Annotated in this window: 20 protein-coding genes and 1 pseudogene; 17 read left to right on the top strand and 4 right to left on the bottom strand. The window is 66.8% G+C overall.

The features are described 5' to 3' along the window. Positions 1 to 5 precede the first annotated feature (5 nt). The 13 genes from QP803_RS15835 (at position 6) to ftsZ (ending at position 16,679) form a co-directional block, all read left to right on the top strand. Positions 6 to 1,985: a peptidoglycan D,D-transpeptidase FtsI family protein gene (locus QP803_RS15835; RefSeq protein WP_284944436.1), complete on the top strand. Its 1,980-nt coding sequence runs from the start codon at positions 6 to 8 to the stop codon at positions 1,983 to 1,985. Next, entirely contained in the window at positions 1,972 to 3,468 is a 1,497-nt protein-coding gene (locus QP803_RS15830) for a UDP-N-acetylmuramoyl-L-alanyl-D-glutamate--2,6-diaminopimelate ligase (protein WP_284944435.1), read from the top strand. Before QP803_RS15835 ends, QP803_RS15830 begins: the two co-directional genes overlap by 14 nt. Further along, positions 3,465 to 4,856 carry a UDP-N-acetylmuramoyl-tripeptide--D-alanyl-D-alanine ligase gene (locus tag QP803_RS15825; RefSeq protein ID WP_284944434.1) on the top strand — a complete coding sequence of 464 codons (1,392 nt, stop codon included), beginning with the start codon at positions 3,465 to 3,467 and terminating at the stop codon, positions 4,854 to 4,856. The genes QP803_RS15830 and QP803_RS15825 overlap by 4 nt, the downstream gene beginning before the upstream one ends. After that, a complete protein-coding gene (mraY, locus tag QP803_RS15820) occupies positions 4,856 to 5,944 on the top strand; it encodes a phospho-N-acetylmuramoyl-pentapeptide-transferase (protein ID WP_284944433.1) in 1,089 nt (362 codons plus the stop codon). The genes QP803_RS15825 and mraY overlap by 1 nt, the downstream gene beginning before the upstream one ends. After that, positions 5,944 to 7,278 (top strand): UDP-N-acetylmuramoyl-L-alanine--D-glutamate ligase, encoded by a 1,335-nt coding sequence (gene murD, locus QP803_RS15815; protein ID WP_284944432.1) that lies wholly within the window; start codon positions 5,944 to 5,946, stop codon positions 7,276 to 7,278. Before mraY ends, murD begins: the two co-directional genes overlap by 1 nt. After that, positions 7,278 to 8,402: an FtsW/RodA/SpoVE family cell cycle protein gene (locus QP803_RS15810; protein WP_284944431.1), complete on the top strand. Its 1,125-nt coding sequence runs from the start codon at positions 7,278 to 7,280 to the stop codon at positions 8,400 to 8,402. Before murD ends, QP803_RS15810 begins: the two co-directional genes overlap by 1 nt. Further along, entirely contained in the window at positions 8,399 to 9,520 is a 1,122-nt protein-coding gene (gene murG, locus QP803_RS15805; RefSeq protein WP_284944430.1) for an undecaprenyldiphospho-muramoylpentapeptide beta-N-acetylglucosaminyltransferase, read from the top strand. Before QP803_RS15810 ends, murG begins: the two co-directional genes overlap by 4 nt. After that, a complete protein-coding gene (murC, locus tag QP803_RS15800; RefSeq protein WP_284944429.1) occupies positions 9,517 to 10,965 on the top strand; it encodes a UDP-N-acetylmuramate--L-alanine ligase in 1,449 nt (482 codons plus the stop codon). The genes murG and murC overlap by 4 nt, the downstream gene beginning before the upstream one ends. Continuing rightward, positions 10,962 to 11,903: a UDP-N-acetylmuramate dehydrogenase gene (murB, locus tag QP803_RS15795; RefSeq protein WP_434082857.1), complete on the top strand. Its 942-nt coding sequence runs from the start codon at positions 10,962 to 10,964 to the stop codon at positions 11,901 to 11,903. Before murC ends, murB begins: the two co-directional genes overlap by 4 nt. Then, positions 11,900 to 12,817 (top strand): D-alanine--D-alanine ligase, encoded by a 918-nt coding sequence (locus QP803_RS15790; protein WP_284944428.1) that lies wholly within the window; start codon positions 11,900 to 11,902, stop codon positions 12,815 to 12,817. The genes murB and QP803_RS15790 overlap by 4 nt, the downstream gene beginning before the upstream one ends. Then, positions 12,805 to 13,719: a cell division protein FtsQ/DivIB gene (locus QP803_RS15785; RefSeq protein ID WP_284944427.1), complete on the top strand. Its 915-nt coding sequence runs from the start codon at positions 12,805 to 12,807 to the stop codon at positions 13,717 to 13,719. Before QP803_RS15790 ends, QP803_RS15785 begins: the two co-directional genes overlap by 13 nt. A gap of 13 nt (positions 13,720 to 13,732) precedes the next feature. Continuing rightward, positions 13,733 to 15,028, top strand: coding sequence for a cell division protein FtsA (ftsA, locus tag QP803_RS15780; protein WP_434082856.1), 1,296 nt, complete (start codon positions 13,733 to 13,735; stop codon positions 15,026 to 15,028). Positions 15,029 to 15,128: 100 nt separating this feature from the next. Continuing rightward, positions 15,129 to 16,679, top strand: coding sequence for a cell division protein FtsZ (ftsZ, locus tag QP803_RS15775; protein ID WP_284944426.1), 1,551 nt, complete (start codon positions 15,129 to 15,131; stop codon positions 16,677 to 16,679). 56 nt (positions 16,680 to 16,735) lie between these two features. Here ftsZ and QP803_RS15770 read toward each other — a convergent pair whose 3' ends face one another. Further along, the gene (locus QP803_RS15770) at positions 16,736 to 17,680 is read right to left on the bottom strand and encodes a glycosyltransferase family 2 protein (RefSeq protein WP_284944425.1); all 945 of its coding nucleotides are present in this window, start codon (positions 17,678 to 17,680) and stop codon (positions 16,736 to 16,738) included. A 114-nt stretch (positions 17,681 to 17,794) separates the two neighbouring features. Here QP803_RS15770 and treZ point away from each other — a divergent pair, with 114 nt between their 5' ends. After that, complete coding sequence (treZ, locus tag QP803_RS15765; RefSeq protein ID WP_284944424.1) at positions 17,795 to 19,588, top strand: malto-oligosyltrehalose trehalohydrolase; 1,794 nt, start codon at positions 17,795 to 17,797, stop codon at positions 19,586 to 19,588. A 10-nt stretch (positions 19,589 to 19,598) separates the two neighbouring features. Here the strand turns inward: treZ and QP803_RS15760 are convergent, their stop codons facing one another. Both QP803_RS15760 and QP803_RS15755 read right to left on the bottom strand, forming a co-directional pair. Beyond that, entirely contained in the window at positions 19,599 to 20,150 is a 552-nt protein-coding gene (locus QP803_RS15760) for an NADPH-dependent FMN reductase (protein ID WP_284944423.1), read from the bottom strand. Continuing rightward, on the bottom strand, positions 20,147 to 21,043 hold the full coding sequence (locus QP803_RS15755; protein WP_284944422.1) for an NAD(P)-dependent oxidoreductase: 897 nt from the start codon (positions 21,041 to 21,043) through the stop codon (positions 20,147 to 20,149). The genes QP803_RS15760 and QP803_RS15755 overlap by 4 nt, the downstream gene beginning before the upstream one ends. Before the next feature lie 47 nt (positions 21,044 to 21,090). Here QP803_RS15755 and QP803_RS15750 point away from each other — a divergent pair, with 47 nt between their 5' ends. Beyond that, positions 21,091 to 21,927 (top strand): AraC family transcriptional regulator, encoded by an 837-nt coding sequence (locus tag QP803_RS15750; RefSeq protein WP_284944421.1) that lies wholly within the window; start codon positions 21,091 to 21,093, stop codon positions 21,925 to 21,927. On the opposite strand, the pseudogene QP803_RS15745 reads toward QP803_RS15750, so the two are convergent. Then, positions 21,924 to 22,388: pseudogene (locus QP803_RS15745) on the bottom strand (carboxymuconolactone decarboxylase family protein); the annotation flags it as partial. The gene QP803_RS15750 and the pseudogene QP803_RS15745 overlap by 4 nt on opposite strands. A 54-nt stretch (positions 22,389 to 22,442) precedes the next feature. Here QP803_RS15745 and QP803_RS15740 point away from each other — a divergent pair. Then, positions 22,443 to 23,015 carry a transposase gene (locus tag QP803_RS15740; protein WP_284944420.1) on the top strand — a complete coding sequence of 191 codons (573 nt, stop codon included), beginning with the start codon at positions 22,443 to 22,445 and terminating at the stop codon, positions 23,013 to 23,015. Continuing rightward, a complete protein-coding gene (gene tnpB / locus QP803_RS15735) occupies positions 23,012 to 23,365 on the top strand; it encodes an IS66 family insertion sequence element accessory protein TnpB (RefSeq protein WP_284944419.1) in 354 nt (117 codons plus the stop codon). Before QP803_RS15740 ends, tnpB begins: the two co-directional genes overlap by 4 nt. The last annotated feature ends 32 nt before the right edge of the window (positions 23,366 to 23,397 follow it).

The following is a 23,397-nucleotide window of genomic DNA, read 5'->3' as shown; positions in this document are numbered from 1 at the left end:
CGCTCGTGAACGACGCGCCGCCCCCCGACGCCCGTCCAAACCACCCCTGGGGTCCGATGCCCGAAGGGCGCGGTGGCGAAACGGTGCGCATCACGACGCCCGATCTGCGGCGCCGCGCCGCGATCGAAAAGAGCCGGGGCCGCCTCGTGGCCGTCGCCGGCGTCTTTGTCCTGCTGTTCCTGGCGGTCGCCGGCAAGCTCGCGGATGCCACGCTGATCAGCCCGCTGAAGCCCGCGCCGCGTGTGGTCGAGCATTTTGATTCGGCGCCCGTCGCGGTGCCGCCGCCGCCGCCGGGTCGCGCCGCCATCATCGACGCCAATGGCCAGATCCTGGCGGTGTCGCTGCCGGTCGCCAGCCTCTATGCCGATCCACGCCAGATGATCGATACGGATACGGTGGCCCAGGCGCTGAAGCGCGTGCTGCCCGACATCAATGAGCCGGAGATCGCGAAGCGCCTCGCCTCCGCCAAGGCCTTCGTCTATATCGCGCGCACCGTGACGCCGGCGCAGCAATTTGCGATCAATAACCTCGGCGTTCCAGGCCTGTCCTTCCAGATGTCGGCCGTGCGGCGCTATCCGCTGGGTGATACGGCGGCGCAGATCCTGGGCGGTGTCGATGTCGACGGCGACGGCGTTGCGGGTGTCGAGAAGTTCTTCAACACGCGCCTGAACACTGACACCACGCCGCTGCGGCTCTCGATCGATGTGCGGGTGCAGGCCATCTTGCGGGATGAGGTGTCGGCGGCGGTCAAGCAATTCACGGCCATCGGCGGCTGCGGCATCGTGCAGGATGCCAATGACGGGCGAGTGCTCGGCATGGTCAGCATTCCCGACTTTGACGCCAATGACCTCGGCAGCGCCGATCCGGCGGCGCGCTTCAACCGCTGCGCGACCGGCACCTATGAGCCGGGCAGCGTGTTCAAGCTGCAAACCGCGAGCATGGCGCTGGACGACAACGTCATCCACCTGTGGGACTCCTTCAACACCACGCATCCCATTCCCATCGGGCGCTTCCACATCACCGATTTCGAGCCGAAGCATTATTGGATGCAGCTGCCGGACATCATGCGTTTCTCGTCCAATATCGGGGCGTCGCGCATTTCCGTGCTCATCGGCAAGGATCGCCAGCGTGATTGGCTGAAGAAGCTCGGCCTGCTGTCGCGCGAGCCGATCGAATTGCCGGAGGCGGCGCTGCCGCAGACCCAGCCCGCCAGCGCCTGGGGCAAGGCCACCGTCATGACCGTGTCCTTCGGCAACGGCATCGCCGAGACGCCTCTGCACATCTCCAACACTGCCGTCGCCATCGTCAACGGCGGCACGCTGTATCCGCCGACGCTGCTGGCGGCCGAGCCCGGTGACCCGCCGCGCACCGGCACGACGGTGATGCAGCCATCGACCTCGGACACCATGCGCAAGCTGATGCGCCTTATCGTGGTTGATGGCACCGGCAATTTCGGTGAAGTGCCAGGCTATTTCGTTGGCGCCAAAACCGGCACGGCGCAGAAGGTGGCCGCCCATGGCGGCTACGTGAAGCACACCAACTACAGCTCCTACGTCGCGGCCTTTCCCATCTATGCGCCGCGCTACGTCGTTTATATCGCCATCGATTCCGGCCATGCGACGGCCGAGACCCATGGCTTCACCACCGGTGGCTGGATGGCGGGTCCTGCCGTCAGCCACACCATCGCGCGCATCGGTCCGATGCTGAACGTCATGCCCCGCTTCACGGACGTGGACGCGATCAACGCCGAACTGGCCATCGCCACCCATATCAACGCGCCGCCGGGCGTGACGCCGCTTGGCCCCGACAACCCCGGTGAGCCGGATGACGTGGCCGCCGCCGACAAGCCGGCCCGCAAGGAGAGCCATCTCGGCCGGGCAAAGGTCGCGGACAGCGTGCCGGCGCCGTCGATGGTGGCGTCCACCCTGCGCCACGATGCAATGTATCGCGTGCCGCTGACGGCCGCCGCAGATGCGGCTCATTGACCTGATGCGCACCCTGACAACAGCCGGCTCGTCCTGGGTCGATCGACGCGGCGGGCCGCCCTCGGCCACCTCGCTCAGCGCCGACCTGGATGTGAGCGGCATTACGGCGAACAGCCGTGACGTGCGCCCCGGCTTCGTCTTCGCGGCCCTGCCCGGCCAGTCCCAGGACGGGCGGCGCTTCATCGGGGATGCGGTGGCGAATGGGGCCGCCGCCATCCTGGCGCCCCCGGGTACCGAATGGCCGGCGGGCGTGCCGCCTCGGCCGCTGATTCTGGACCCGCAGCCGCGCCGACGCCTGGCCCAGATGGCGGCGCAATTGGCCGGCGCCCAGCCGCGTCGCATCGCCGCCGTCACCGGAACCAACGGCAAGACGAGCACGGCTGATTTCCTGCGCCAGCTTTGGAGCCTCGGCGCGCATAAGGCCGCGTCCCTCGGCACGCTCGGCCTCATGGCGCCGGGCATGCCGCAAGGCACGGGTCTCACAACGCCCGATCCGGTCAGCCTCGCGCAGACCATGGCGAGTCTCGCCGCTGCGGGCGTGCAGCATGTCGCGATCGAGGCGTCATCCCATGGCCTCGATCAATATCGGCTGGACGGATTGCGGCTCTCGGCCGGTGCCTTCACCAATCTGACGCGCGACCACCTCGATTATCACGGCGGGATGGCGGGCTATCGCACCGCCAAGCTGCGCCTGTTCGCGGATCTGCTGCCGCGCGGCGCGCCCGCTTTGGCGGCGATGGCGCTGGACGGGGAGACGCGCGCGGCGATGGCGGAGATCGCCGTGCGGCGGGGCCTGAACTTCGGCACGGTGGGTGAGGGCGGCACGGTCATCCGGCTGGACCACGCGACCCCCCGCCCAAGCGGCCAGGTCCTGACGCTGACCGCTGGCGGCCGTCGCTTCGACATCGACCTGCCGCTGCCCGGTCGCTTCCAGGCCGATAACGCGCTGCTCGCCGCCGGTCTTGCGCTGATGTTGGGGGAGAGTGCGGCCCTCGACCGGCTGAGCGGGCTGGTCGGCGTGCGCGGCCGCATGGAACTGGCCGCGACCCTCGATGACGGCGCCGCCGCCTATGTCGATTACGCCCATACGCCGGATGCCATCGCGCGTGTCTTGTCGGCGTTGCGCCCGCATACCGAGGGCCGGCTGGTCATCGTCTTCGGTGCCGGTGGTGACCGGGACCGGGGCAAGCGCCCGCTGATGGGCGCCGCCGCCGTGGCCGATGCCGATGTGGCGATCGTGACGGATGACAATCCGCGCAGTGAGCCGCCCGCCACCATCCGGGCCGAGGTCATGGCCGGCTGTCCGGATGCGATCGAGATCGGGGATCGCGAGGCCGCCATCGCGGCGGGCCTCGGCATGCTGCGCGCCGGAGACGTGCTGGTGGTCGCCGGCAAGGGCCATGAGCAGGGCCAGATCGTCGGCACTGAGACACTGCCTTTCGACGACGCGGCGGTCATCCGTCGCCTGGCCGGTGCGCCATGAGCGCGCTGTGGTCGGCGGCAGATCTGGCTGAGGCCGCTGGCGGCCGGATGGACCGGCCCTTTGCGGTGAATGGCATTTCCATCGACACCCGTACCGTCGCCACCGGGGACTTGTTCGTCGCTCTGCACGGGGAAAACCGGGACGGGCATCTGTTCGTGGCCGATGCCCTGGGTCGTGGTGCGGCGGGCGCCCTGGTGGATCGCGATCCTCCGGGCCTGGACGATAATGCCCCGCTGCTGCGTGTGGCCGATACGCTCGGCGGTCTGACCGCCATCGGCGCCCGCGCCCGTGCGCGCTTCGGCGGCCGGGTCGTGGCCGTCACGGGCAGCGTCGGCAAGACCACGACGAAGGAAATGCTGCGCCGGATCTTGGCTTCGGCCGGCGAAACCCATGCGGCCGTCGCCTCCTACAACAATCATTGGGGCGTGCCGCTGACGCTCGCCCGGTTGCCGCCGGAGGCCGCCTTCTGCGTCGCCGAAATCGGCATGAATCATCCGGGTGAGATCGCGCCGCTGGCGGCGCTGGCCCAGCCGCATGTGGCGGTGATCACCAACATCGCGGCGGTCCATCTGGGCCATATGGGCAGCATCGACGCCATCGCGGCTGAGAAATCCACGATCTTGTCGGGCCTCGCACCGGGCGGCACCGCCGTGCTGCCGGCAGATAGCCCGCATCTGGACATGCTGCGCCAGGGCCTTCGCGACGATATCCGGGTCATCCGCTTCGGCGAGGACGCGACGGCCGAGGCGCGGCTGGTGGCGGCCGTGAGCGATGCCGAGGGCGTTTCGGTCACCATGACTTTCGACGATCATGAACTGGCCTTCCGGCTGGCAGCCCCCGGCCGCCACATGGCGATCAATGCCGTGGCAGCCATCGCCGCTGCCGTCGCCTTGGGCGTCGATCCGCATCACGCCGCGGCCGCCCTCGATGGGTTTTCCGCCGTCCAAGGCCGTGGCGCACGCCGGGCGATCTATGTAACGGGCGGAGAGGCGCTGCTGCTGGACGAAAGCTACAACGCCTCCGCCCCGTCGGTGCGCGCGGCCCTCGCCGTGCTCGGCCTGCAACCCGCCACGCGGCGGATCGCCGTGCTCGGCGATATGCGCGAATTGGGCGACGCGAGCGCCGCTGAGCATGAGGGTCTGGCGCCGGACGTGGCCGCCAACGCCGATCTTCTCTTTGCCTGCGGACCCGAAATGCGGCGCCTGTTCGACGCCGTTCCCGCCGATCTGCGCGCTGTCCATACCGAGACCTCGGCGGTGCTCGCCCCCCTCGTCGCGGCCGCGCTGCGTCCCGGTGACGCGGTTCTGGTCAAGGGCAGCCTTGGCAGCCGCATGGCCTTGATCGTCGCGGCACTCCCCAGCAGAGCCGACGCTGAGGAGCCTGCCTGATGCTGTACAAACTCCTTCTGCCGTTTGCGGACCACCTGCATATCCTCAACCTGATCCGCTACCTGACCTTCCGGTCCGGCGGCGCTTGCATGACCTCGCTGGTGATCAGCTTCATGCTGGGGCCGCGTGTCATTCGCATGCTGCGCGGCATGCAGAAGCACGGTCAGCCCATTCGCCTGGATGGGCCTGAGCGGCATCTGGTCGAGAAGAAGGGCACGCCGACGATGGGCGGTGTGCTCATTCTTAGCTCCCTCACCATTTCCACGCTGCTTTGGGCGGATCTGGCTAATCCCTATATCTGGTCAGCACTTTTTGTGACGCTTGGCTATGGCGCGCTCGGCTTCGCGGATGATTATCTGAAGGTCAGCAAGCGCAACACGAAAGGCCTGTCGGGCCGGCTGAAGCTGGTCGGTCAGGCCATCATCGGCCTTATCGCCTCGACCTGGATCATGGTCCATATCGGTGGGCCGCTCGGCAGCGGCATATCGATTCCCGATTTCAAGAACGTGCTCATTCCGCTCGGGATCTTCTTCCCGCTCTTCGGCATGCTGGTGATGATCGGCGCGTCCAATGCCGTCAATCTGACCGATGGTCTAGACGGCCTCGCGATGGTGCCGACCATCATCGTCGCGGTGGTTTTCTCCCTGATCTCCTATCTCGTCGGCAATCGTATCTTCGCGGGCTATCTCGAACTGCCCTTCGTGCAGGGATCGGGTGAGCTTGCGATCTTCTGCGCGGCGCTGATCGGCGCAGGCCTCGGCTTCCTGTGGTTCAATGCGCCGCCGGCGGCGGTCTTCATGGGCGATACCGGCAGCCTCGCGCTGGGTGGCGCTGTCGCCGCCGTCGCGGTCGCGACCAAGCATGAGATCGTGCTCGCCATCGTCGGCGGTCTTTTCGTCGTCGAGACTCTTTCGGTCATCGTGCAGGTGTTCTGGTTCAAGCGCACCGGGCGTCGCGTCTTTCTGATGGCGCCGCTGCATCACCACTTTGAAAAGAAGGGCTGGGCAGAAGCGACGATCGTGATTCGCTTCTGGATCGTGTCGATGATCCTGGCGCTCGTGGGTCTCGCGACCCTGAAGATTCGCTGATGGCGTTTCCGGCCAACACCTTCGCGGGGGCCCGCTTCGCCATTCTCGGTCTGGGCCGCAACGGCCTGCCCGCCGCGCGCGCTTTGCGCGCCATGGGTGCCGATACGGTGCTGTGGGACGATGGCGCGACTGCGCGCGCCGCCGCCGAGGCGGAAGGGTTTTCCGTCGTCGATCTCGCAACTGGCGATTTCGCCTTCGATGCCCTGGTGCTGTCACCGGGCATTCCGCATATCCTGCCGTCGCCGCATCCCGTCGCCGCGCGCGCCATCGCGCTTGGTGTTCCCGTGTTGAGTGACGCGGAGCTGTTGTATCAGGCGGTGCGTCGCGCGGGGTCGCAGGCGCGCTTCGCGGGCATCACCGGCACCAACGGCAAATCGACCACCACGGCGCTGCTCGCCCATATCCTGACCGAGGCCGGCATGCCTGTGGCGGCCGGCGGAAATCTCGGCACTGCCGCGCTGTCTCTGCCGCTGCTGCCGGACGACGGAATCTATGTTCTGGAAATGTCGTCTTACATGTTGGAGCGAATCGCGACTCTCCGCTTCAATACTGCGGCAATGCTTAATCTTAGTCCCGATCACTTGGACCGTCATGGCAACATGAGCGGCTACGCCCATGTAAAGCGCAACATTTTTGCGCGACAGACGGGCGACGACGTGGCCGTTGTCGGAATCGACGACGCGCTGTCCATGGCGATGGCTGACGCATTGGCCAAGGAAGCGGCGACGGTCATCCGCATCAGTGGCGCGCATGCAGCGACCGGCACCGTCGCACTTCCCGGCGCGCATAATGCGCAGAACGCTGCCGCTGCCCGCGCTATGGCCCGCGCGTTTGGCGTTGACGACTCCACGATCGCGCGCGGCATCGCGACTTTTCCCGGACTGCTGCATCGCCAAAGCCGAGTCGGCATTCATGACGGCATCGTTTTCATCAACGATAGCAAGGCAACGAATGCCGATGCGACGGCGCGCGCACTCGGCTGTTACGAGCGCATCGTGTGGATTGCGGGCGGCATTCAAAAGGCGGGCGGCATCGCCATGCTGGCGGAATTCTTCCCGCGTATCCTCCATGCCGAGCTGATCGGCCGAGACGGGCCCGCCTTCGCAGAAACCCTCGCCGCGCATGAGGTTCCGCATCATCTTGCCGGCAGCCTCGAAGCCGCCGTGCCCGCCGCCTATGAGCGCGCGAAGGCGCTCGGCGCGTCGGTCGTTCTGCTGTCGCCGGCCTGCGCGAGCTTAGATCAGTTTTCCGGCTTCGAGGCTCGCGGCGATCGTTTCGCGGATCTCGTCGCTGCGCTCGATGAACCTCACGCGCACAATGGGAGGGCTGCCTGATGCCCGCTCTGTCGCGCACCGATACATCCACGCTCGGCCGCTGGTGGTGGACGGTCGATCGTTGGACGCTGCTCTGCATCGGCGCGCTGATCGGCTTCGGCTATGTGTTGGTGCTGGCCTCTAGCCCCGCCGTCGCGCATCGCATCGGCGATCCGCGCGATATGCTGATCGTCAAGCAAGTCGCCTTCCTGGCGCTGGCCGGTGGCATCGTCGTCGGCGTGTCATTGCTGTCGCCCAAGGGCGTGCGCTGGCTGGCGCTCACCGGCACCTTCATAGCCCTAGCACTCACCGCCTTCACGCTGGTCCATGGCGTCGAGATCAAGGGCGCGCGGCGCTGGATCAACATCCCGTTCCTGTCCCTTCAGCCGAGCGAGTTCCTGAAGCCTTTCTTCGCCGTGCTGACGGCGGGTTTGCTGGTCGAGGCGCGCAACACCGCGCGCTTCCCGGGCCGGATCATCGCCTTCATGCTCTATGCCGTGATCGCCCTGTTGCTGAAGTCCCAGCCGGACATCGGCATGTTGGCCGTCATCAGCATCGTGTTCCTGTCGCAGCTCTTCCTGGACGGACTGAATATCGCACTGGTTGGCATCGCGGCTGGCGGCTTGGTGGTGAGCTTCATCGCCGCCTTCTTCCTGATGCCGCATGTGCATATTCGTGTGGAGCGCTTCCTCCATCCGACGCATGACACCGCCTATCAGGCGCTGACGGCCTTGCAGGCCTTCGGAAATGGCGGCTTGCTCGGTCGCGGGCCGGGCGAGGGCATGGTCAAGGACATCCTGCCCGATGCCCATGCCGATTTCGTTTTTGCGGTCGCGGGAGAGGAGTTCGGTCTCGTCGTCTGCCTGCTGATTCTGGGCATTTTCGCGGCCATCGTGCTGCGCGGCCTGCTGCGCCTGATCGCTGAGACCGACCAATTCGTGCTGCTGGCCTCGGCCGGTCTGCTGATCAGCTTCGGCCTGCAGTCCTTCGTGAACATGGCCTCCTCGCTTCAGCTCATCCCGACTAAGGGCATGACGCTGCCCTTCATCTCCTATGGCGGATCCTCGGCGCTGTCTGTCGCGCTGGAAATGGGAATGCTGCTGGCCCTGACGCGCCGCCGCTTCTCGGGGAGCGACAGGGCATGAGAGGACCACGCGTGATTCCCATCGTCATCGCGGCCGGGGGCACCGGCGGCCACTTCTTCCCCGCCGAGGCGCTGGCCGTGACGCTCGCCGGCCGTGGCTATCGCCCCGTGCTGATGACGGACGGCCGCTCCGCCGGTCGCGCCAGCGCCGCCTTTGCTGAGGGCGATCGCTATGTCCTGCCCGGCGCCGGTGTCGCCGGTCGTGGTGTCGCGAAGGGCGCTCGCGCCGTCGGCGCGCTCGCCGCCGGCACTGTCTCGGCCGCGCGCCTGCTGCGCCGGCTCGACCCCGGCGCCATCGTGGGTTTCGGCGGCTATCCCTCGGTGCCGCCCGTGGTCGCCGCGAAGCTGTCGCGGCTGAAAATCCCCGTGGTGCTGCATGAGCAGAACGCCGTGCTCGGTCGCGCCAACCGCGCCCTGTCGGGCATGGCGACTACGCTGGCGCTCAGTTTCTCGCCCACCACCAAGCTGCCGGCCCGCGCGAAGACCGCGCTGGTCGGCAATCCCGTGCGCCCAGCCATCGTGGCGGTCGCCGGCACCGTCTATGTGCCGCCCGAGGCGGATGGTCCGATCCATCTGCTGGTCACCGGCGGCTCGCTTGGTGCCCGCGTCTTGAGCGAGGTCGTGCCCCAGGCGCTGATCGCCTTGCCGGTGGCGATCCGCGCGCGGCTCTCGGTCGTGCAGCAAGCCCGCAAGGAAGATGCCGACGGCGTTCGTGCGGCCTATGCGGCGGCCGGCATCACCGCAGAGGTCGCGCCCTTCTTTACCGATATGGCGCGCCATCTGGCGGCGGCGCATCTGGTGATCGCCCGTGCCGGCGCCTCCACCATCGCGGAACTCGCGGCGGTCGGCCGGCCTGCCATCCTGATTCCCCTGCCGAATGCCATCGACGACCATCAGACCGCCAATGCCGCCATGCTCGCGGATGCCGGTGCCGCCTGGGCGATGCCGCAGCCGAGTTTCACCGCCGCCGCCTTGACCGCACGCCTGACCGAGTTGCTGAGCGCGCCCGAAGCGCTGGTCGCGGCGGCGACGGCCGCGCGGGCGCAGGGCCGCGTTTCGGCGGTCGATGCGCTCGCCGATCTGGTGGAGCGCGCCATGGTGAGGGAGACGCAGTCATGAGGGCGCTTCCGCTCAATATCGGCACCATCCATTTCGTAGGCATCGGCGGCATCGGCATGTCCGGCATAGCCGAGGTGCTGCACAACCTCGGCTATTCGGTACAGGGCACGGATCTGGCCGATTCCGCCAATGTGAAGCGGCTGCGCGGCGCCGGCATTGACGTGATGATCGGCCATGCCGCCGCCAATCTGGGCAAGGCCCAGGTCGTGGTCGTGTCCTCCGCTGTGAAGTCCGACAACCCCGAAGTTCAAGCGGCGCGGGCGAAGCTGATCCCCGTCGTGCGTCGCGCCGAAATGCTGGCCGAGCTGATGCGCTTGCGCTGGTCCGTCGCGGTCGGCGGCACGCATGGCAAGACCACAACGACGAGCCTGATCGCGGCCGTGCTGGAAGGCGCCAACCTCGACCCCACCGTCATCAACGGCGGCATCATCAATGCCTATGGCACCAATACGCGCCTCGGCGCCGGCGATTGGATGGTGGTGGAAGCCGATGAGAGCGACGGCAGCTTCCTGCGCCTGCCGGCGGTGATCGCCGTTGTCACGAATATGGACCCCGAGCATCTCGACCATTGGGGCACCCAGGAGGCGATGGAGGCGGGCTATCGCCAGTTCGTCGGCAATATTCCCTTCTACGGCTTCGCTGTGCTGTGCGTGGATCATCCCGCCGTGCAGCAAATGATCCCGCGCCTCGCGGATCATCGCATCATCACCTATGGCTTCAGCCCGCAGGCCGATATCCGGGCCGAGCGTCTGGTGGCCGACAAGGCCGGCGCCAATTTCGAAGTGACGGTCACGGACCGGCTGCGCAACCGCCAGCGCCGCATGGGGCCGTTCCGCCTGCCCATGCTCGGCCAGCACAATGTGTCGAACGCATTGGCCGCCATCGCGGTCGGCATAGAGATGGAAATCGGCGAGACCGCCATTCGCACCAGTCTGGCCGCCTTCCGGGGCGTGAAGCGCCGCTTCACCAAGACGGGCGAAACCGGCGGCATCACCGTCATCGACGATTACGGCCATCATCCGGTCGAGATCGCGGCCGTGCTGAAGGCCGCGCGTCAGGCCGGCGCCCGTCAGGTCATCGCCGTGGTGCAGCCGCATCGCTATTCGCGCCTGCAATCCCTGTTCGAGGAGTTCTGCGCCTGCATGAACGACGCGGACACGGTGATCGTGGCCGATGTCTATGCTGCCGGGGAGGCGCCGATCGCCGGCATCAGCCGCGATGCCCTGGTCGATGGCTTGCGGGCGCGCGGCCATCGCAGCGTCGTGCCGCTGGCCGGCCCCGACCACCTCGCCGAAATGGTCCATGCCATGGCGCATTCGGGCGACATGGTCGTGTGTCTCGGCGCGGGCAATATCACCGGCTGGGCGACGGCGTTGCCGGCGCAGCTCGCCAGCTTGCAGCAAGGCCAGGAAGCCCGCCGCGTGGCCGGGACACCTGCCGCATGATGGCCGCAGCAAAATCCGTGTCGCCCGTCGCTGAGATGCCGACGCTCAAGGGCCGCATTCAGGCCGAGGCACCGCTTGGGGCCGTCACCTGGTTCCGCGTCGGCGGTGCGGCCGAGTTCCTGGTGAAACCGTCGAGCGCGGCCGACCTCGCGCAGTTTCTGCGGGCCCTGCCGCCTGAAATCACGGTGACGGTGATCGGCGCGGCCTCGAACCTCATCATCCGCGATGGCGGCATCTCCGGCGTGGTGATCCGCTTGGCGCGCGGCTTCACGACGATCACGGTCGATGACGGTGGCATCGTCTGCGGCGCGGCGGCTTTGGATGTCACCGTCTCCGAACATGCCGCCGCAGCCGGCCTCGCGGGCCTCGAATTTCTCTGCGGCATTCCCGGCAGCATCGGCGGCGCCGTCGCCATGAATGCCGGCGCCTATGGCAGCGACATGGCCGCCTGCCTCGACTGGGTCGAGATCGTGACGCGCAGCGGCGGGCAGATGCGCCTGCCGGCTGCCGACCTGCACCTGTCCTATCGCCACTCCAATTTGCCGGTGGGTGCTGTCGTGACCCGCGCCCGGCTGCGCGCGACCCCCGGCGACACGCGGCTGATCGCCAGCCGCATGGCCGAAATCCGCGCCGCCCGCGCCGCGACCCAGCCGGTGCGCGCCCGCACCGGCGGTTCGACCTTCGCCAATCCGCCCGGCATGAAAGCCTGGGAACTGATTGACGGCGCTGGCTGCCGGGGCCTGACGCGCGGCGGCGCTCAGGTGAGCGAATTGCACTGCAACTTCCTGCTCAACACCGGGGAGGCCACCGCCGCCGACCTGGAAGGTCTGGGCGAGGAAGTGCGCCGTCGTGTGCTGGCCGCCACAGGCGTCACGCTCGACTGGGAGATTAAGCGCATCGGTCAGCCCATCGCCCGCGTGGCGGAGGTGGGGCAATGACCCATGTCGCGGTCCTGTATGGCGGTATTTCGGCCGAGCGGGAGGTCAGCCTCTCCTCCGGCCGGCAGGTCATCATCGCCCTGCGCCAAGCGGGTTTCGAGGTCACGCCGATCGACGTGACGGCCGATCTTGCGGCGCTGCTCGCGGCCCTCGACCCCAAGCCGGACGTGATCTTCAATGCGCTGCATGGTCGCTTCGGCGAGGATGGGTCGATCCAGGGTGTGCTCGACTGGCTGGGCATCCCCTATACGCATTCGGGCGTTCGCGCCTCCGCCATCGCCATGGACAAGGTTGCGGCGAAGACGGTCTTCGCCGCTGCCGGCCTGCCCGTGGCGCGCCATCGCGTGGTCGATCTGGCAGAGCTGGAAGCGGCCGACCCGATGCCGCGCCCGTACGTGATCAAGCCGCAGAAGGAAGGCTCCTCCGTCGGCGTCTTCATCATGAGGGCTGGTGACAACCGCCGCGCCGAGATCGCCCAGAACTGGAAGTTCGGCCCAACGGCGCTGACCGAGGAATATATCGCCGGCCGTGAATTGACGGTCGCTGTCATGGGCGATCGCGCACTGGCCGTGACCGAAATCACCTCGGCGCTGGGCTTCTATGACTATGAGGCGAAATACGCCGATGGCGGATCGCGCCATGTCATTCCCGCAATGATCCATCCTGACATTACGCGGCAAGCGATGGATGTGGCGCTCGCCGCGCATAAGGCGCTGGGCTGCACCGGCGCCTCCCGCTCCGACTTCCGCTATGACGATACCGAGGGTGAGCCCGGCCGCCTCGTGCTGCTGGAGGTCAATACCCAGCCCGGCCTGACGCCGACCTCGCTGCTGCCCGAGCAGGCGGCGCATCTCGGCATCGGCTTCCCGGCGCTCTGCGCCTGGATGGTGGAGAGCGCGCAATGCCGCGCGTGACGAAACCCCAGCCCGCACCCCGCATGGCGAGCAGTAGCGTCGTCGATCGGCCGAGCCGTGGCGACATGGTCATGCGCCGCTTCCGCCGCTTCCTGCGTCCGCTGGTCGGCGCTTTCCTTCTGCTGATCGTGATTTTCGGCCTCAGTCTGGTGCTGCGCTCCGCCGATCGCAGCGACAGCCTGGGCGGCGTTCGCACGGCACTCGGCGAACTCGGCGCCTCCATGGGCCTCACGGTGCGCACGATCGAAGTCACGGGGCGGGAGAATACGCCGGAGCCGATGCTTCTGCGCGCCCTAGGCATCGCGGTCGGCCAGCCGATCCTGGGCTTTTCCGTGAGCGACGCCCGCAGCCGCGTCCTGGCCCTCGGTTGGGTTGCCGATGCGGTGGTGGAGCGGCGTCTGCCGGGCACGCTGGTCGTGCGGTTGATCGAGCGTGCGCCCTTCGCTGTGTGGCAGGACCATGGGCGCTATCGCCTCATTGACCGCGCCGGCGGCGTGATGGGGGACAAGAACGTCGCCCAGACGGCGCATGACCTGTCCCTGCCTCTGGTGGTGGGTGACGGCGCGCCGGACGCCGCGACCGAGCTGTTCCAGGAGATGAAGCCCTTTCCGGAAATCACCGACCGCCTGGTGGCGGCGGTGCGGATCGGCCAGGAGCGTTGGAACCTGGTTCTGAAATCCGGCGCGACCGTCATGCTGCCGGGCGAGAACCAGGATGATGCCCTGGCCCGCCTGCGCGACCTCAATACCCGCTTGAAACTGCTTGATCGGCCCGTTCAGGTCGTCGATCTGCGCCTCGCTGATCGGGTTGTTGTAAGGCCGCTTCCGATGCCTGCTGCTGCCGGAGCCTCCGGCAAGACCAGCCACGGCGCGGATTCCTCCGTCGCGCATAGCCACGCGTGAGGAACCCAGGACAGTGAACGACATGTCCCGCCGCACCAACCTACCGCCACCGCTGCTGGATGCACCGCGCAACCGGGCGCCGCGCACGGGTGTGTTCGGCGTGCTCGACATCGGCTCCACCAAGATCACATGCATGATCGGCCGCACCGAGGCCGATGGCACCCGCCGGATCCTGGGTTTCGGCTGGCAGAAGGGGCGCGGGATCCGCCACGGCGCCATCACCGACCTCGACGAAGCCGAGCGCGCCATCCGCGCGGCGGTGGGGCAGGCCGAGGATATGGCCGATACCCGCCTGCGTTCGGTCACCGTCAATCTCGGCTGCGGCCAGCCGGAAAGCCGGCTGTTCAACGTGCAATGGCCGGTCGGCGGGCGCGTGGTGACGGAAGACGACATCCGCCAGGTCGTGAACGAGGGCCGCCATCGCGCGGCCTCCGAAGGGCGGGATGCCATTCATACCTTGCCGCTATCCTTCTCGGTCGATGAGACGACGCGGGTCGAGGATCCGCGCGGCTTGCATTGCGAGACGCTGACGGCTCGGCTGCATGTGATTGACGCCGTGTCCTCGGCGCTGCGTAACCTCCATACCTGCCTCGCCCGCTGCGACCTGGAAATCGCCGAACTCGTGTCCGCGCCCTTTGCGGCGGGCCTCGCGACCCTGGTCGAGGATGAGCGCGAGCTGGGCACGACGGTGATCGACATGGGCGGCGGGGCAACCAGCTTCGCGGTCTTCGCCGAGGGGCAGTTGCTCCACACCTCGCAAACCCTGGTCGGCGGCATCCATGTCACGAACGACATCGCCCGCCTGTTATCGACGCCCGTCGCCCATGCCGAACGGCTCAAGACGCTGTATGGCAGTTGCCAGGCGAGCCCGGACGATGAGCGCGAAATGCTGCCCGTGCCCCTGGTGGGGGAGGAGGAGCATCAGATTGCCAAGGTGCCCCGCAGCATGGTGGTGAGCATCATCCGGCCCCGGCTGGAAGAGATTTTCGAAATCGTGAAGGAGCGGCTGGAGGGTTCCGGCATCTCCCGCGTGGCCGGGGCGCGCGTCGTGCTCACCGGCGGAGCCTGCCAACTCGCCGGGGCGCGCGAGCTGGCAGCGCAGATCCTGGGCAAGCAGGTTCGCCTCGGCAGACCGGTCGGGCTTCGCGGCCTGCCGGACGCGGCCTCCGGCCCGGCTTTCGCCACTGGCGCCGGGCTGCTCGCCTGGGCCTCGGGCGAAGGGCGCGTCATGCAGGACATCGATTTGGAGGCACGGCGCACGAGCGGTCCGCTCAAGCGCTTCATCTCCTTCCTCAAGGACCGCGTGTGATGCGGTCCCCTTCCATCACCCAAGCCTCGCTTTCCCATCAACGCCATCTAGCGCCATTCGGACACGCGCTTTCGGGCCCGATTATTCAAGGAGACCGGCCATGACGCTGAACCTCACTGTTCCCCATCAGTCCCACGCGGACTTCACGCCCCGGATTTGCGTCATCGGCGTGGGTGGCGGCGGCACCAACGCCGTCGACAACATGATCGCGCTCAATCTTCCGGGCGTCGAATTCATCGTGGCCAACACCGATGCGCAGCAGCTCATGCGGTCTCGCGCTGATCGTCGCATCCAGCTCGGGCCAACCATCACCCAAGGCAACGGCGCCGGCGGCAAGCCCGAAGTGGGTCGTCTTTCCGCCGAGGAAGCCGAAGCCGATCTGGAGCGGCACCTTGAAGGCGTCCACATGGTGTTCATCACCGCCGGCATGGGCGGCGGCACCGGCACCGGCGCCGCACCCGTCATCGCCCGGCTTGCCCGCAAGCATGACATCCTGACCGTCGGCGTGGTGACGAAGCCCTTCTCCTTCGAAGGTGTGAAGCGCGCCCGCGCCGCCGAGGCCGGCATCGCCGAGCTGCAGCAATATGTCGATACGCTCATCATCATCCCGAACCAGAACCTGTTCCGGATCGCCAATGAGCATACGAGCTGGAAGGAAGCCTTCCAGATGGCCGACAATGTCCTCTACATGGGCGTGCGCGGCGTCACCGACCTGATGGTCGTGCCCGGCCTCGTGAACCTCGACTTCGCCGATATCCGCACGGTCATGTCCGAAATGGGCAAGGCGATGATGGGCACCGGCGAGGCTGACGGTGAGAACCGCTCGGTCCGTGCCGCCGAGGCCGCCATCAGCAATCCGCTGCTGGAAGACACCAATATGGCCGGCGCGCGTGGCCTTCTGATCAACATCACCGGCGGCGAGGACATGACGCTGTTCGAGGTCGATCAGGCCGCGAACCGCATCCGCGAGGAAGTGGACGAGGAAGCCAATATCATCTTCGGCTCGGCCATCGACTCCAGCCTCAATGGCCGCATCCGCGTCAGTGTCGTCGCCACCGGCATCGATTCCGCCGCGATGGAATACCGCCCGAAGCTGGAACTGGCCGCGAGCAATGACCGCGTGGTCCTGCCGCTGGCGGCACCCGCTCAGGCTCAGGCGCATGCAACGACAGGCATGGTCCAGGTCGCCAACGGCGGCATGGTGCCGGCGATGTCAGCCGAAGCCGTTACGGCGGGCCCGAGCACGAGCTTCGTGCCGACGAGCCCGCAATGGAGCCCGGCGCAGCAGGGCGCCATGGCATCCGCCATGACCCCGGCGACACCGGCCCGGCCGCCTGCGGCGCTGCCGCAGCGCCCAGCGGCACCGGCCCATCGTGGCTTGTTTGCCGAGCCCGTCGCGCGTGCGCCGGAATCGACTCAAGTGGCGCCTGCGCCGTCTGGCGGCACCAGCCTGTTCAACCGGGTGACCGGTGCGATCGGCAAGCGCGCGCAGCAGGCGACCGCGTCGCATCAGCCGCAGGAGCGTGCGGAGCCGGTGGCCGCAGCCCCCGAGCCGCGCGCCGAGACGGTGCGTCCGGCAGTGCGTCCTTCGGCGGTCGATGAGATGGGCGGGTTGGAGATCCCGGCTTTCTTGCGCCGCCAGTCCTCTTAAGGCGACACCACCGCCGTCATCCGCCGATCAAGTCGGGGGATGACGGCATGGGGACGCTACGACCCCGTCCAACTCCGGCGGATGATATACACTGGCCGCTGCTTGGTTTCCTCATAGATGCGGCCGATGTATTCGCCGATCACGCCCAGCGCCATAAGCTGCGCGCCGCCCAGGAACAGGACGGCGACCATGATCGACGGGTAGCCGCTGACCGGATTGCCGAACAGCAGCGTGCGCACCAGCAGGAACGTCGCATAGATCGTGGAGATCAGCGCCACGACGATCCCGAAATAGGACGCGACGCGCAGCGGCACCTGACTGAAGGACGTGATGCCCTCCAGGGCGAAGTTCCACAGGCCCCAGGCGTTCCAGCTGGTGGAGCCCGCGCGACGCTCAGCGCGGTGGTAGAAGACCGAAGTCGTCGGGAAGCCGACCCAGACGAACATGCCCTTCATGAAGCGCCGCCGCTCGGGCATCAGTTTCAGCGCGTCCACGGCGGTGCGCGACATCAGGCGGAAATCTCCTGTGTCATGCGGAATTTCGATCGAACTCAGCCGATTGATGACGCGGTAGAACAGGAAGGCCGAGGCGCGCTTGAAGCGACCCTCACCGCGCCGCGTCCGGCGGACGGCGTTGACGACGTCGAAGCCCTCCCGCCACTTGGCCACCATTTCTGGGATGATCTCGGGCGGGTCCTGCAAATCGGCATCGAGCGGCACCACGACATCGCCCATCGCCTGGTCCAGCGCGGCGGTCAAAGCCGCCTCCTTGCCGAAATTGCGCGACAGGTCATGCACCCGGACCCGCGCATCCTCGGCCTGAAGGGAAATTAGCGCCGTGAGGGTTCCGTCCCGGCTGCCGTCATTCACGCAGACGAGTTCCCAACGGAGGTCTGCGCCGTCCAGCGCGGCGCGCAGCCGGACATAAAGCGGCCGGACATTATCGGTCTCGTTGTGGAAGGGCACCACCACGGAGACCAACGGCGCAATCAGATCGATCACGAAACGAACTTAGCAGAGGGCGCGACCGTCGAACAGCGAAGACATGCGCCTTGAGGGCGCACCGCACCGCACCATCTACTATCCGTCTGCTCGCTCAAAAAGGTGCCCGAAACCATGGTCGCACGCGTTCACCCGATGCCTCATGGGGCCGAATTGCATGAAAACGGCGTCCGCTTTCGGCTTTGGGCGCCCGGCGAGGACCGCGTCTCGATCGAGATCGACGGTCGTCCTCCGGTCCATCTGGCCCGCGAGGCCGAGGGTTGGCACGAGTTGATCACCATCGGCGCGAAGCCCGGCTCCCTCTATCGCTACGTGGTGTCGGACGGTCTGCGCGTGCCGGACCCCGCGTCGCGCTTCCAGCCGGAGGATGTGCATGGGCCGAGCGAGGTCATCGACCCCGCTGCCTATGACTGGCAGGATGCAGATTGGCGCGGTCGGCCGTGGTCTGAGGCGGTGGTTTATGAACTGCATATCGGCACCTTTACGCCGGAGGGCACCTTCCTCGCCGCCATCGAAAAGCTAGATCATCTGGTAGCCGTCGGTGTTACGGCGATCGAGATCATGCCGATTTCGGATTTCCCGGGCGGGCGGAACTGGGGCTATGACGGCGTGTTGCCCTATGCGCCCGACAGTGCCTATGGCCGGCCCGAGCAGCTCAAGGCCCTGGTCGATGCCGCGCATGCGCGGGGCATCCTGGTTCTGCTTGATGTCGTCTACAATCACTTCGGGCCGGACGGGAATTACCTGCCCGTCTATGCGCCGCAGTTCTTCACCGATCGCCACAAGAGCCCCTGGGGCGCCGGCATCAACTTCGATGGCGCCCATAGCCGCCCAGTGCGCGACTTCGTCATTCATAATGCCCTCTATTGGGTGGAGGAATTCCATCTCGACGGTCTGCGACTCGATGCGGTGCATGCCATCACCGATGACAGCGAAATGCATGTCCTGACGGAACTGGCAGAGACCTTGCGCGCCGCCGTGACTGACCGGCCGCTGCATGTGGTGCTGGAGAATGAGGAGAACCTGGCCACCCCGCTGCGGCGGAACGAGCAAGGCGAGCCGCATCATTACACGGCGCAGTGGAACGACGACGTGCATCACGTTCTGCATGTCGCGGCGACGGGAGAGCGCGTGGGCTATTACGAGGAATATCACGGCGATACCGAGATGCTTGGGCGGGCGCTGGCCGAGGGTTTCGGCTTCCAGGGGCAGATGATGGGCTATAGCGGCAAGCCGCGCGGTGAGCCCAGCGCGGAACTGCCGCCGGGCGCCTTCGTCGCCTTCGCCCAAAACCATGACCAGATCGGCAACCGCGCCTTCGGGGAGCGGCTGAGCGTCCTGGCGCCCCATGCGACGGTGCGCGCCGTCTCCGCCGTCTATCTGCTCCTGCCGCAGACGCCGATGATCTTCATGGGCGAGGAAATCGGTGCGACGCAGCCGTTCCCGTTCTTTGCGGATTTTACCGGAGATCTGGCGGAAGCGGTGCGTAATGGAAGGCGGGAAGAGTTCTCCAAATTCCCGGAATTCAGCGATCCTGAAAAGCGTGACACGATCCCCGATCCCTTGGCCGAAAGCACCTTCCTGTCGGCGAAGCTCCGTTGGGATGAGATCGATCCCGGCACTCTGGATTGGTTCACGCGCATCCTGAACGTGCGGCGGGCGGTGATCCTGCCGCTGCTTAGCACGCTCGGCGGCCATGCCGGTCACTTCGAGGTGGTGGGAGACTCCGCCGTGGTCGTGACCTGGTCGGTCGGAGAGCAGCCTAAGCTGCGCCTTCAGGCAAATCTCTCGGGTGAGGCGGTGGCGGGATTCGGAGACGCGCTGCCGCACGTCATCTGGACCGAGGGCGATGCCCCGGCGGATGCGCCCTTCGCCGCGTGGACGGTGCAGTGGTCGGTGGCGGCGTAGTCACACATCGTCATCCGCCGATCATGGCCACAAGCGTCGAGCACGCGCCCTCGATCTCCGCGCGCTGCTCGGCGAAATCGATCTCCGCCTTGATCGGGCTTCCTTCGATCATGGCGCGCGCCAGGGTCAGCGCCGGCATCGTCGGGACAACGCGCATCTTCAGCGCTTCGGCGACCTGCACCAACTGCGCCGCGCATTTGCCACCGCCATGGCCGCCATAGGTGACGATCAGCAGCGGTTTGTCCCGCCATTCCGCATAACAGTGGTCGATGGCGTTCTTCAGCGCCGCCGGATACCCCCAGTTGTATTGCGGCGTGACGAAGACGAAGGCCGCCGCGTCCGCAATCTTCGCGCTCCACGCCTGGGTATGCGGCTGGACATAGCCGCCGGTCGCCGGAATGGCCGGCTCATCGTCCATCGGTAGCGACCAATCGGCGAGATCGACCAGCTCGAACGTGACCCCGGTCGTGGCCTGCCCGATGGCCGCGACCCAGCGCGCGAGCACTGGGTTGTGACGCTGGGCGCGAACGCTGCCCATGATGACGAGGATGGTGTTCGTCATGACGCGTCCCCCCGGGTGAGGCCGGCGTCCTGGCGCGCGCGCTCCATCAACACGGCGAAATCTTTCTTGCCATCGCCGGCGGCAATGGCCGCCAGGAAACGGTCACGCACGATCGCGGCATATGGGACCGGGACGTTGTACTCGTGCCCGGCGGCGAGAAATGCCTCGGTGTCCTTGAGCGCCAAGGTGACCGGGGCGCCGGGATAACCGTAGCTGCGCTCCACCATGAGCTTTCCGTAGTTTTTGTGGACCGGCGCGTTGTAGAGGGTGCCGGTCATGATCTCGAAGACGATGCTCGGATCGGTCCCGGCCTTCTCGTTCAGGGCAAAAACTTCGGCCATCTGCTCGATCGTCGACATGATGAGGAAGTTCAACGACAGTTTCACGAGGTTTGACTGCACCGGGTCGTTCCCGGCCACGAAGATGCGTTGCCCGATGATCTCCAGCACCGGCGTGACCATCACGCGACTGGTCTCGTCGCCGCCGAGGATGATGAAGAGCTGCCCGGCCATGGCCGCCGGAGGGCGCCCCAGCACGGTCGCGGTGACATAGGCCTGGCTGCGCTCGGCATGGCCATCGCGAAGCCGGCGGGCCTGATCGAGCGACAGCGTGCTGCAACAGACATGCACCGCGCCAGGCGCCATGGCGCCTGCGATGCCATCCTCGCCGAATGTCGCCGTTTCGGTCGTCTTATCGTCGAACAGCATCGACACCACTATCTCGGCACCGCGTGCGGCCTCGGCGGGCGTGGTGGCCCGATGGGCGCCGAGGGCGACCAGATCATCGGCCTTGCTCGCCGTTCGGTTGAAGACCGTGAGGTCGTGTCCGGCATCGAGCAGGCGACGCGCCATCGCATGGCCCATGGCGCCAAGTCCTAGAAAACCGATCTTCATCGAAAGATGCTCCTCTTTTGTAACGGGCACTCTAGAGGAGGATGGTCTTGGCATGCGCCCGCGCCCGCGCCATTAATCGACTCATGCACGCCAATCCTTCCATGGTTCCGTCGATTCTCGACCGTGTCGAAAGCGCGGCGCCATGGTTGGTCGGCGGTGTGGCCAGCCAAAACACGCGGCGGGTCGCGAGCCGACATCGCCATGATCGCGGCCAGATCCTTGGCACCGTCGCTGGCGTCATCGGGATTTTGACAGACACGTCCTACTGGCTGGTCGGGCCAGGGCAGACCCTGTGGCTGCCGCCGGGTCTGGACCATGCCGCCCGATCGCACGGGGCCTTCGCAGGCTGGAGCCTGTACATCACGACACCACGTGCCGCGACTTTGTCGGAGACGCCTTTCCTCATTCAGACGACGCGGCTTCTCGCGGCTCAGGCTGAGCGATTAGCCGAGCAAACCCACCATGATGTCTGGAATGAGCCTCTTGCCATGTTGGCCGAAACCTTCTGGCACGAGTTCCTTTCGGCGCAGCGCGCGACGGTCGCGTTGCCGTTGCCGGTCGATCCCCGGCTTCGTCGCGTCGCGGAGGCCTTGATTGAAGATCCAGCGGACCAGCGCGCAGAACAGGCCTGGGCGGCCGTTGCCGGCATGTCGCTCCGGTCCTTCGTGCGCCATTTCTCCGCCCAGACCGGGCTGCCCTTTTCGGCGTGGCGGCAGCGCGCCCGGATTGTGAATGCGCAAGAGCGCCTCGCCCGTGACGAAGCCGTCACGAGCGTTGCGCTCTCGGTCGGGTATGAAAGCCTGGGCGCCTTCGCGGCGGTCTTCCGTAAGCTGACCGGGCTTAGCCCGAGCGACTACAGCGGACTCTGCCGCGCCAAAACTTAGGCGGCGGCGAGCCCTTCGGCCATGGCGTCTTCACCGTCCAGCACGGCGGCCACGGCGTGAACCACCGACGCGATGCGCACGGCGGTTTGCACCTGTTCCGTGGTCAGCCCGGCGTCACGCACCACCTTCTCATGGCTCTCCATGCACATGCCGCAGCCATTGACGCCGGACACTGCCAGCGACCAAAGCTCGAAATCGGCCTTGTCCACACCCGGCTTGGCCATGATGTTCATGCGCAGCTTGGCCGGCATCTTGCCGTAATCGCCGCCGACGAGATGCACGAAGCGGTAATAGACGTTGTTCATGCCCATGATGGAGGCGGCGGCCTTGGCGGCCGTCAGCGCTTCGGCTGAAAGCTGCGGCGCGAATTCATCCATCACGCCACGAATCAGCTCGGCATTGCGGGCGGCGAGGGCGCTCGCGATGAAGGTGCCCGCGCGCTGCTGGACCGTGAGGGTAAGCGACCGGTGATGGCCGCCTTGTCCGAATGAAGGGTTTTCGCTCTCTTCTGTTGTATGGACAGCGAGAGAATCTCAACCACTGAAGCTGCGACTGTGGCAGCCACTGTGGCAACTTCTGAGTCTCGGATCGAGATCGTCTCTGAACGACGGCCAGCTTATAGCGCGGCCTTTCGCGCACGGGTCGTGGCGGAATCATCTGGCCCAGGGGTCCGGGCTCCAGACTTAGCGCATCGCTACGGTATCCACGTCAGCCTCATCTATCGATGGCGCCGGATGGCGAAGGCACAAACGATGGTGACATCCTCTGTCCCATCGCGGCGCAGGCGGCCGGACACCGTAGAGGCGGCCCCCGTGGAGGTGCCGGTCACCTTCATCCCGCTCGGGATTGTCGGACCTCCAAAGCCCAAGGTTCAGCCATCTACCGAGGCCCGCGGCACATCGACGCTCGGCATGGACATTGCCAAGGTTTCGCGGCGGCCCCGGGGGGCCGTTCCGCGGCGCGACAGGGATGAGCGACCGAGCATCATCGAGATCGACATGGCGGGCGGCACGACACTGCGGGTGGATGCGACCGTCGATGATGGGGCGCTCCGCCGCGTGCTGGCCGTGCTGCGGAGCCTATCGTGATCCAGGTTGCCGCGGGCACGCGGGTCTACCTGGCGTGTCGTCCTGTCAGCATGCGCTATGGGTTCGATGGTCTCGCGGCCCAGGTGGCACCGATCCTGGGCGTCGATCCCTTCTCGGGCCATGTCTTCATCTTCCGCGGCAAGCGAGCCGACTACCTGAAGATCCTCTACTACGATGGCTCGGGCCTGTGCCTCTTTGCCAAGCGGCTGGAACGCGGCCGCTTCATCTGGCCGCCGATCGTCGATGGCGGGATGGTTCTGACGCCCGCCCAGATGGCTCTCCTGATCGAGGCGATTGACTGGCGCCGGACGGTCGCACCGGAGGCGCCACGCACGCCGGTCGCGGTTTAGCGGAAACTGCCTTCGCCGCGCTGAAAAGGCTG

Origin of the sequence: Acidisoma sp. PAMC 29798 (genome assembly GCF_030252425.1) — a bacterium.
Classification (GTDB): domain Bacteria; phylum Pseudomonadota; class Alphaproteobacteria; order Acetobacterales; family Acetobacteraceae; genus Acidisoma; species Acidisoma cladoniae.
The sequence above is the reverse complement of the archived record's forward strand: the minus strand, read 5'-3'. Positions and strand labels throughout refer to the sequence as shown.

Excerpts from the sequence above, each read along its gene's own strand:
- QP803_RS15825 (WP_284944434.1), top strand. The coding sequence starts at position 3,465 with ATGAGCGCGCTGTGGTCGGCGGCAGATCTGGCTGAGGCCGCTGGCGGC.
- murD (WP_284944432.1), top strand. The coding sequence starts at position 5,944 with ATGGCGTTTCCGGCCAACACCTTCGCGGGGGCCCGCTTCGCCATTCTC.
- ftsZ (WP_284944426.1), top strand. The coding sequence starts at position 15,129 with ATGACGCTGAACCTCACTGTTCCCCATCAGTCCCACGCGGACTTCACG.
- mraY (WP_284944433.1), top strand. The coding sequence starts at position 4,856 with ATGCTGTACAAACTCCTTCTGCCGTTTGCGGACCACCTGCATATCCTC.
- QP803_RS15755 (WP_284944422.1), bottom strand. The coding sequence starts at position 21,043 with ATGAAGATCGGTTTTCTAGGACTTGGCGCCATGGGCCATGCGATGGCG.
- murG (WP_284944430.1), top strand. The coding sequence starts at position 8,399 with ATGAGAGGACCACGCGTGATTCCCATCGTCATCGCGGCCGGGGGCACC.
- QP803_RS15760 (WP_284944423.1), bottom strand. The coding sequence starts at position 20,150 with ATGACGAACACCATCCTCGTCATCATGGGCAGCGTTCGCGCCCAGCGT.
- murC (WP_284944429.1), top strand. The coding sequence starts at position 9,517 with ATGAGGGCGCTTCCGCTCAATATCGGCACCATCCATTTCGTAGGCATC.
- QP803_RS15790 (WP_284944428.1), top strand. The coding sequence starts at position 11,900 with ATGACCCATGTCGCGGTCCTGTATGGCGGTATTTCGGCCGAGCGGGAG.
- QP803_RS15810 (WP_284944431.1), top strand. The coding sequence starts at position 7,278 with ATGCCCGCTCTGTCGCGCACCGATACATCCACGCTCGGCCGCTGGTGG.
- QP803_RS15785 (WP_284944427.1), top strand. The coding sequence starts at position 12,805 with ATGCCGCGCGTGACGAAACCCCAGCCCGCACCCCGCATGGCGAGCAGT.
- QP803_RS15830 (WP_284944435.1), top strand. The coding sequence starts at position 1,972 with ATGCGGCTCATTGACCTGATGCGCACCCTGACAACAGCCGGCTCGTCC.
- QP803_RS15740 (WP_284944420.1), top strand. The coding sequence starts at position 22,443 with ATGGACAGCGAGAGAATCTCAACCACTGAAGCTGCGACTGTGGCAGCC.
- murB (WP_434082857.1), top strand. The coding sequence starts at position 10,962 with ATGATGGCCGCAGCAAAATCCGTGTCGCCCGTCGCTGAGATGCCGACG.
- treZ (WP_284944424.1), top strand. The coding sequence starts at position 17,795 with ATGGTCGCACGCGTTCACCCGATGCCTCATGGGGCCGAATTGCATGAA.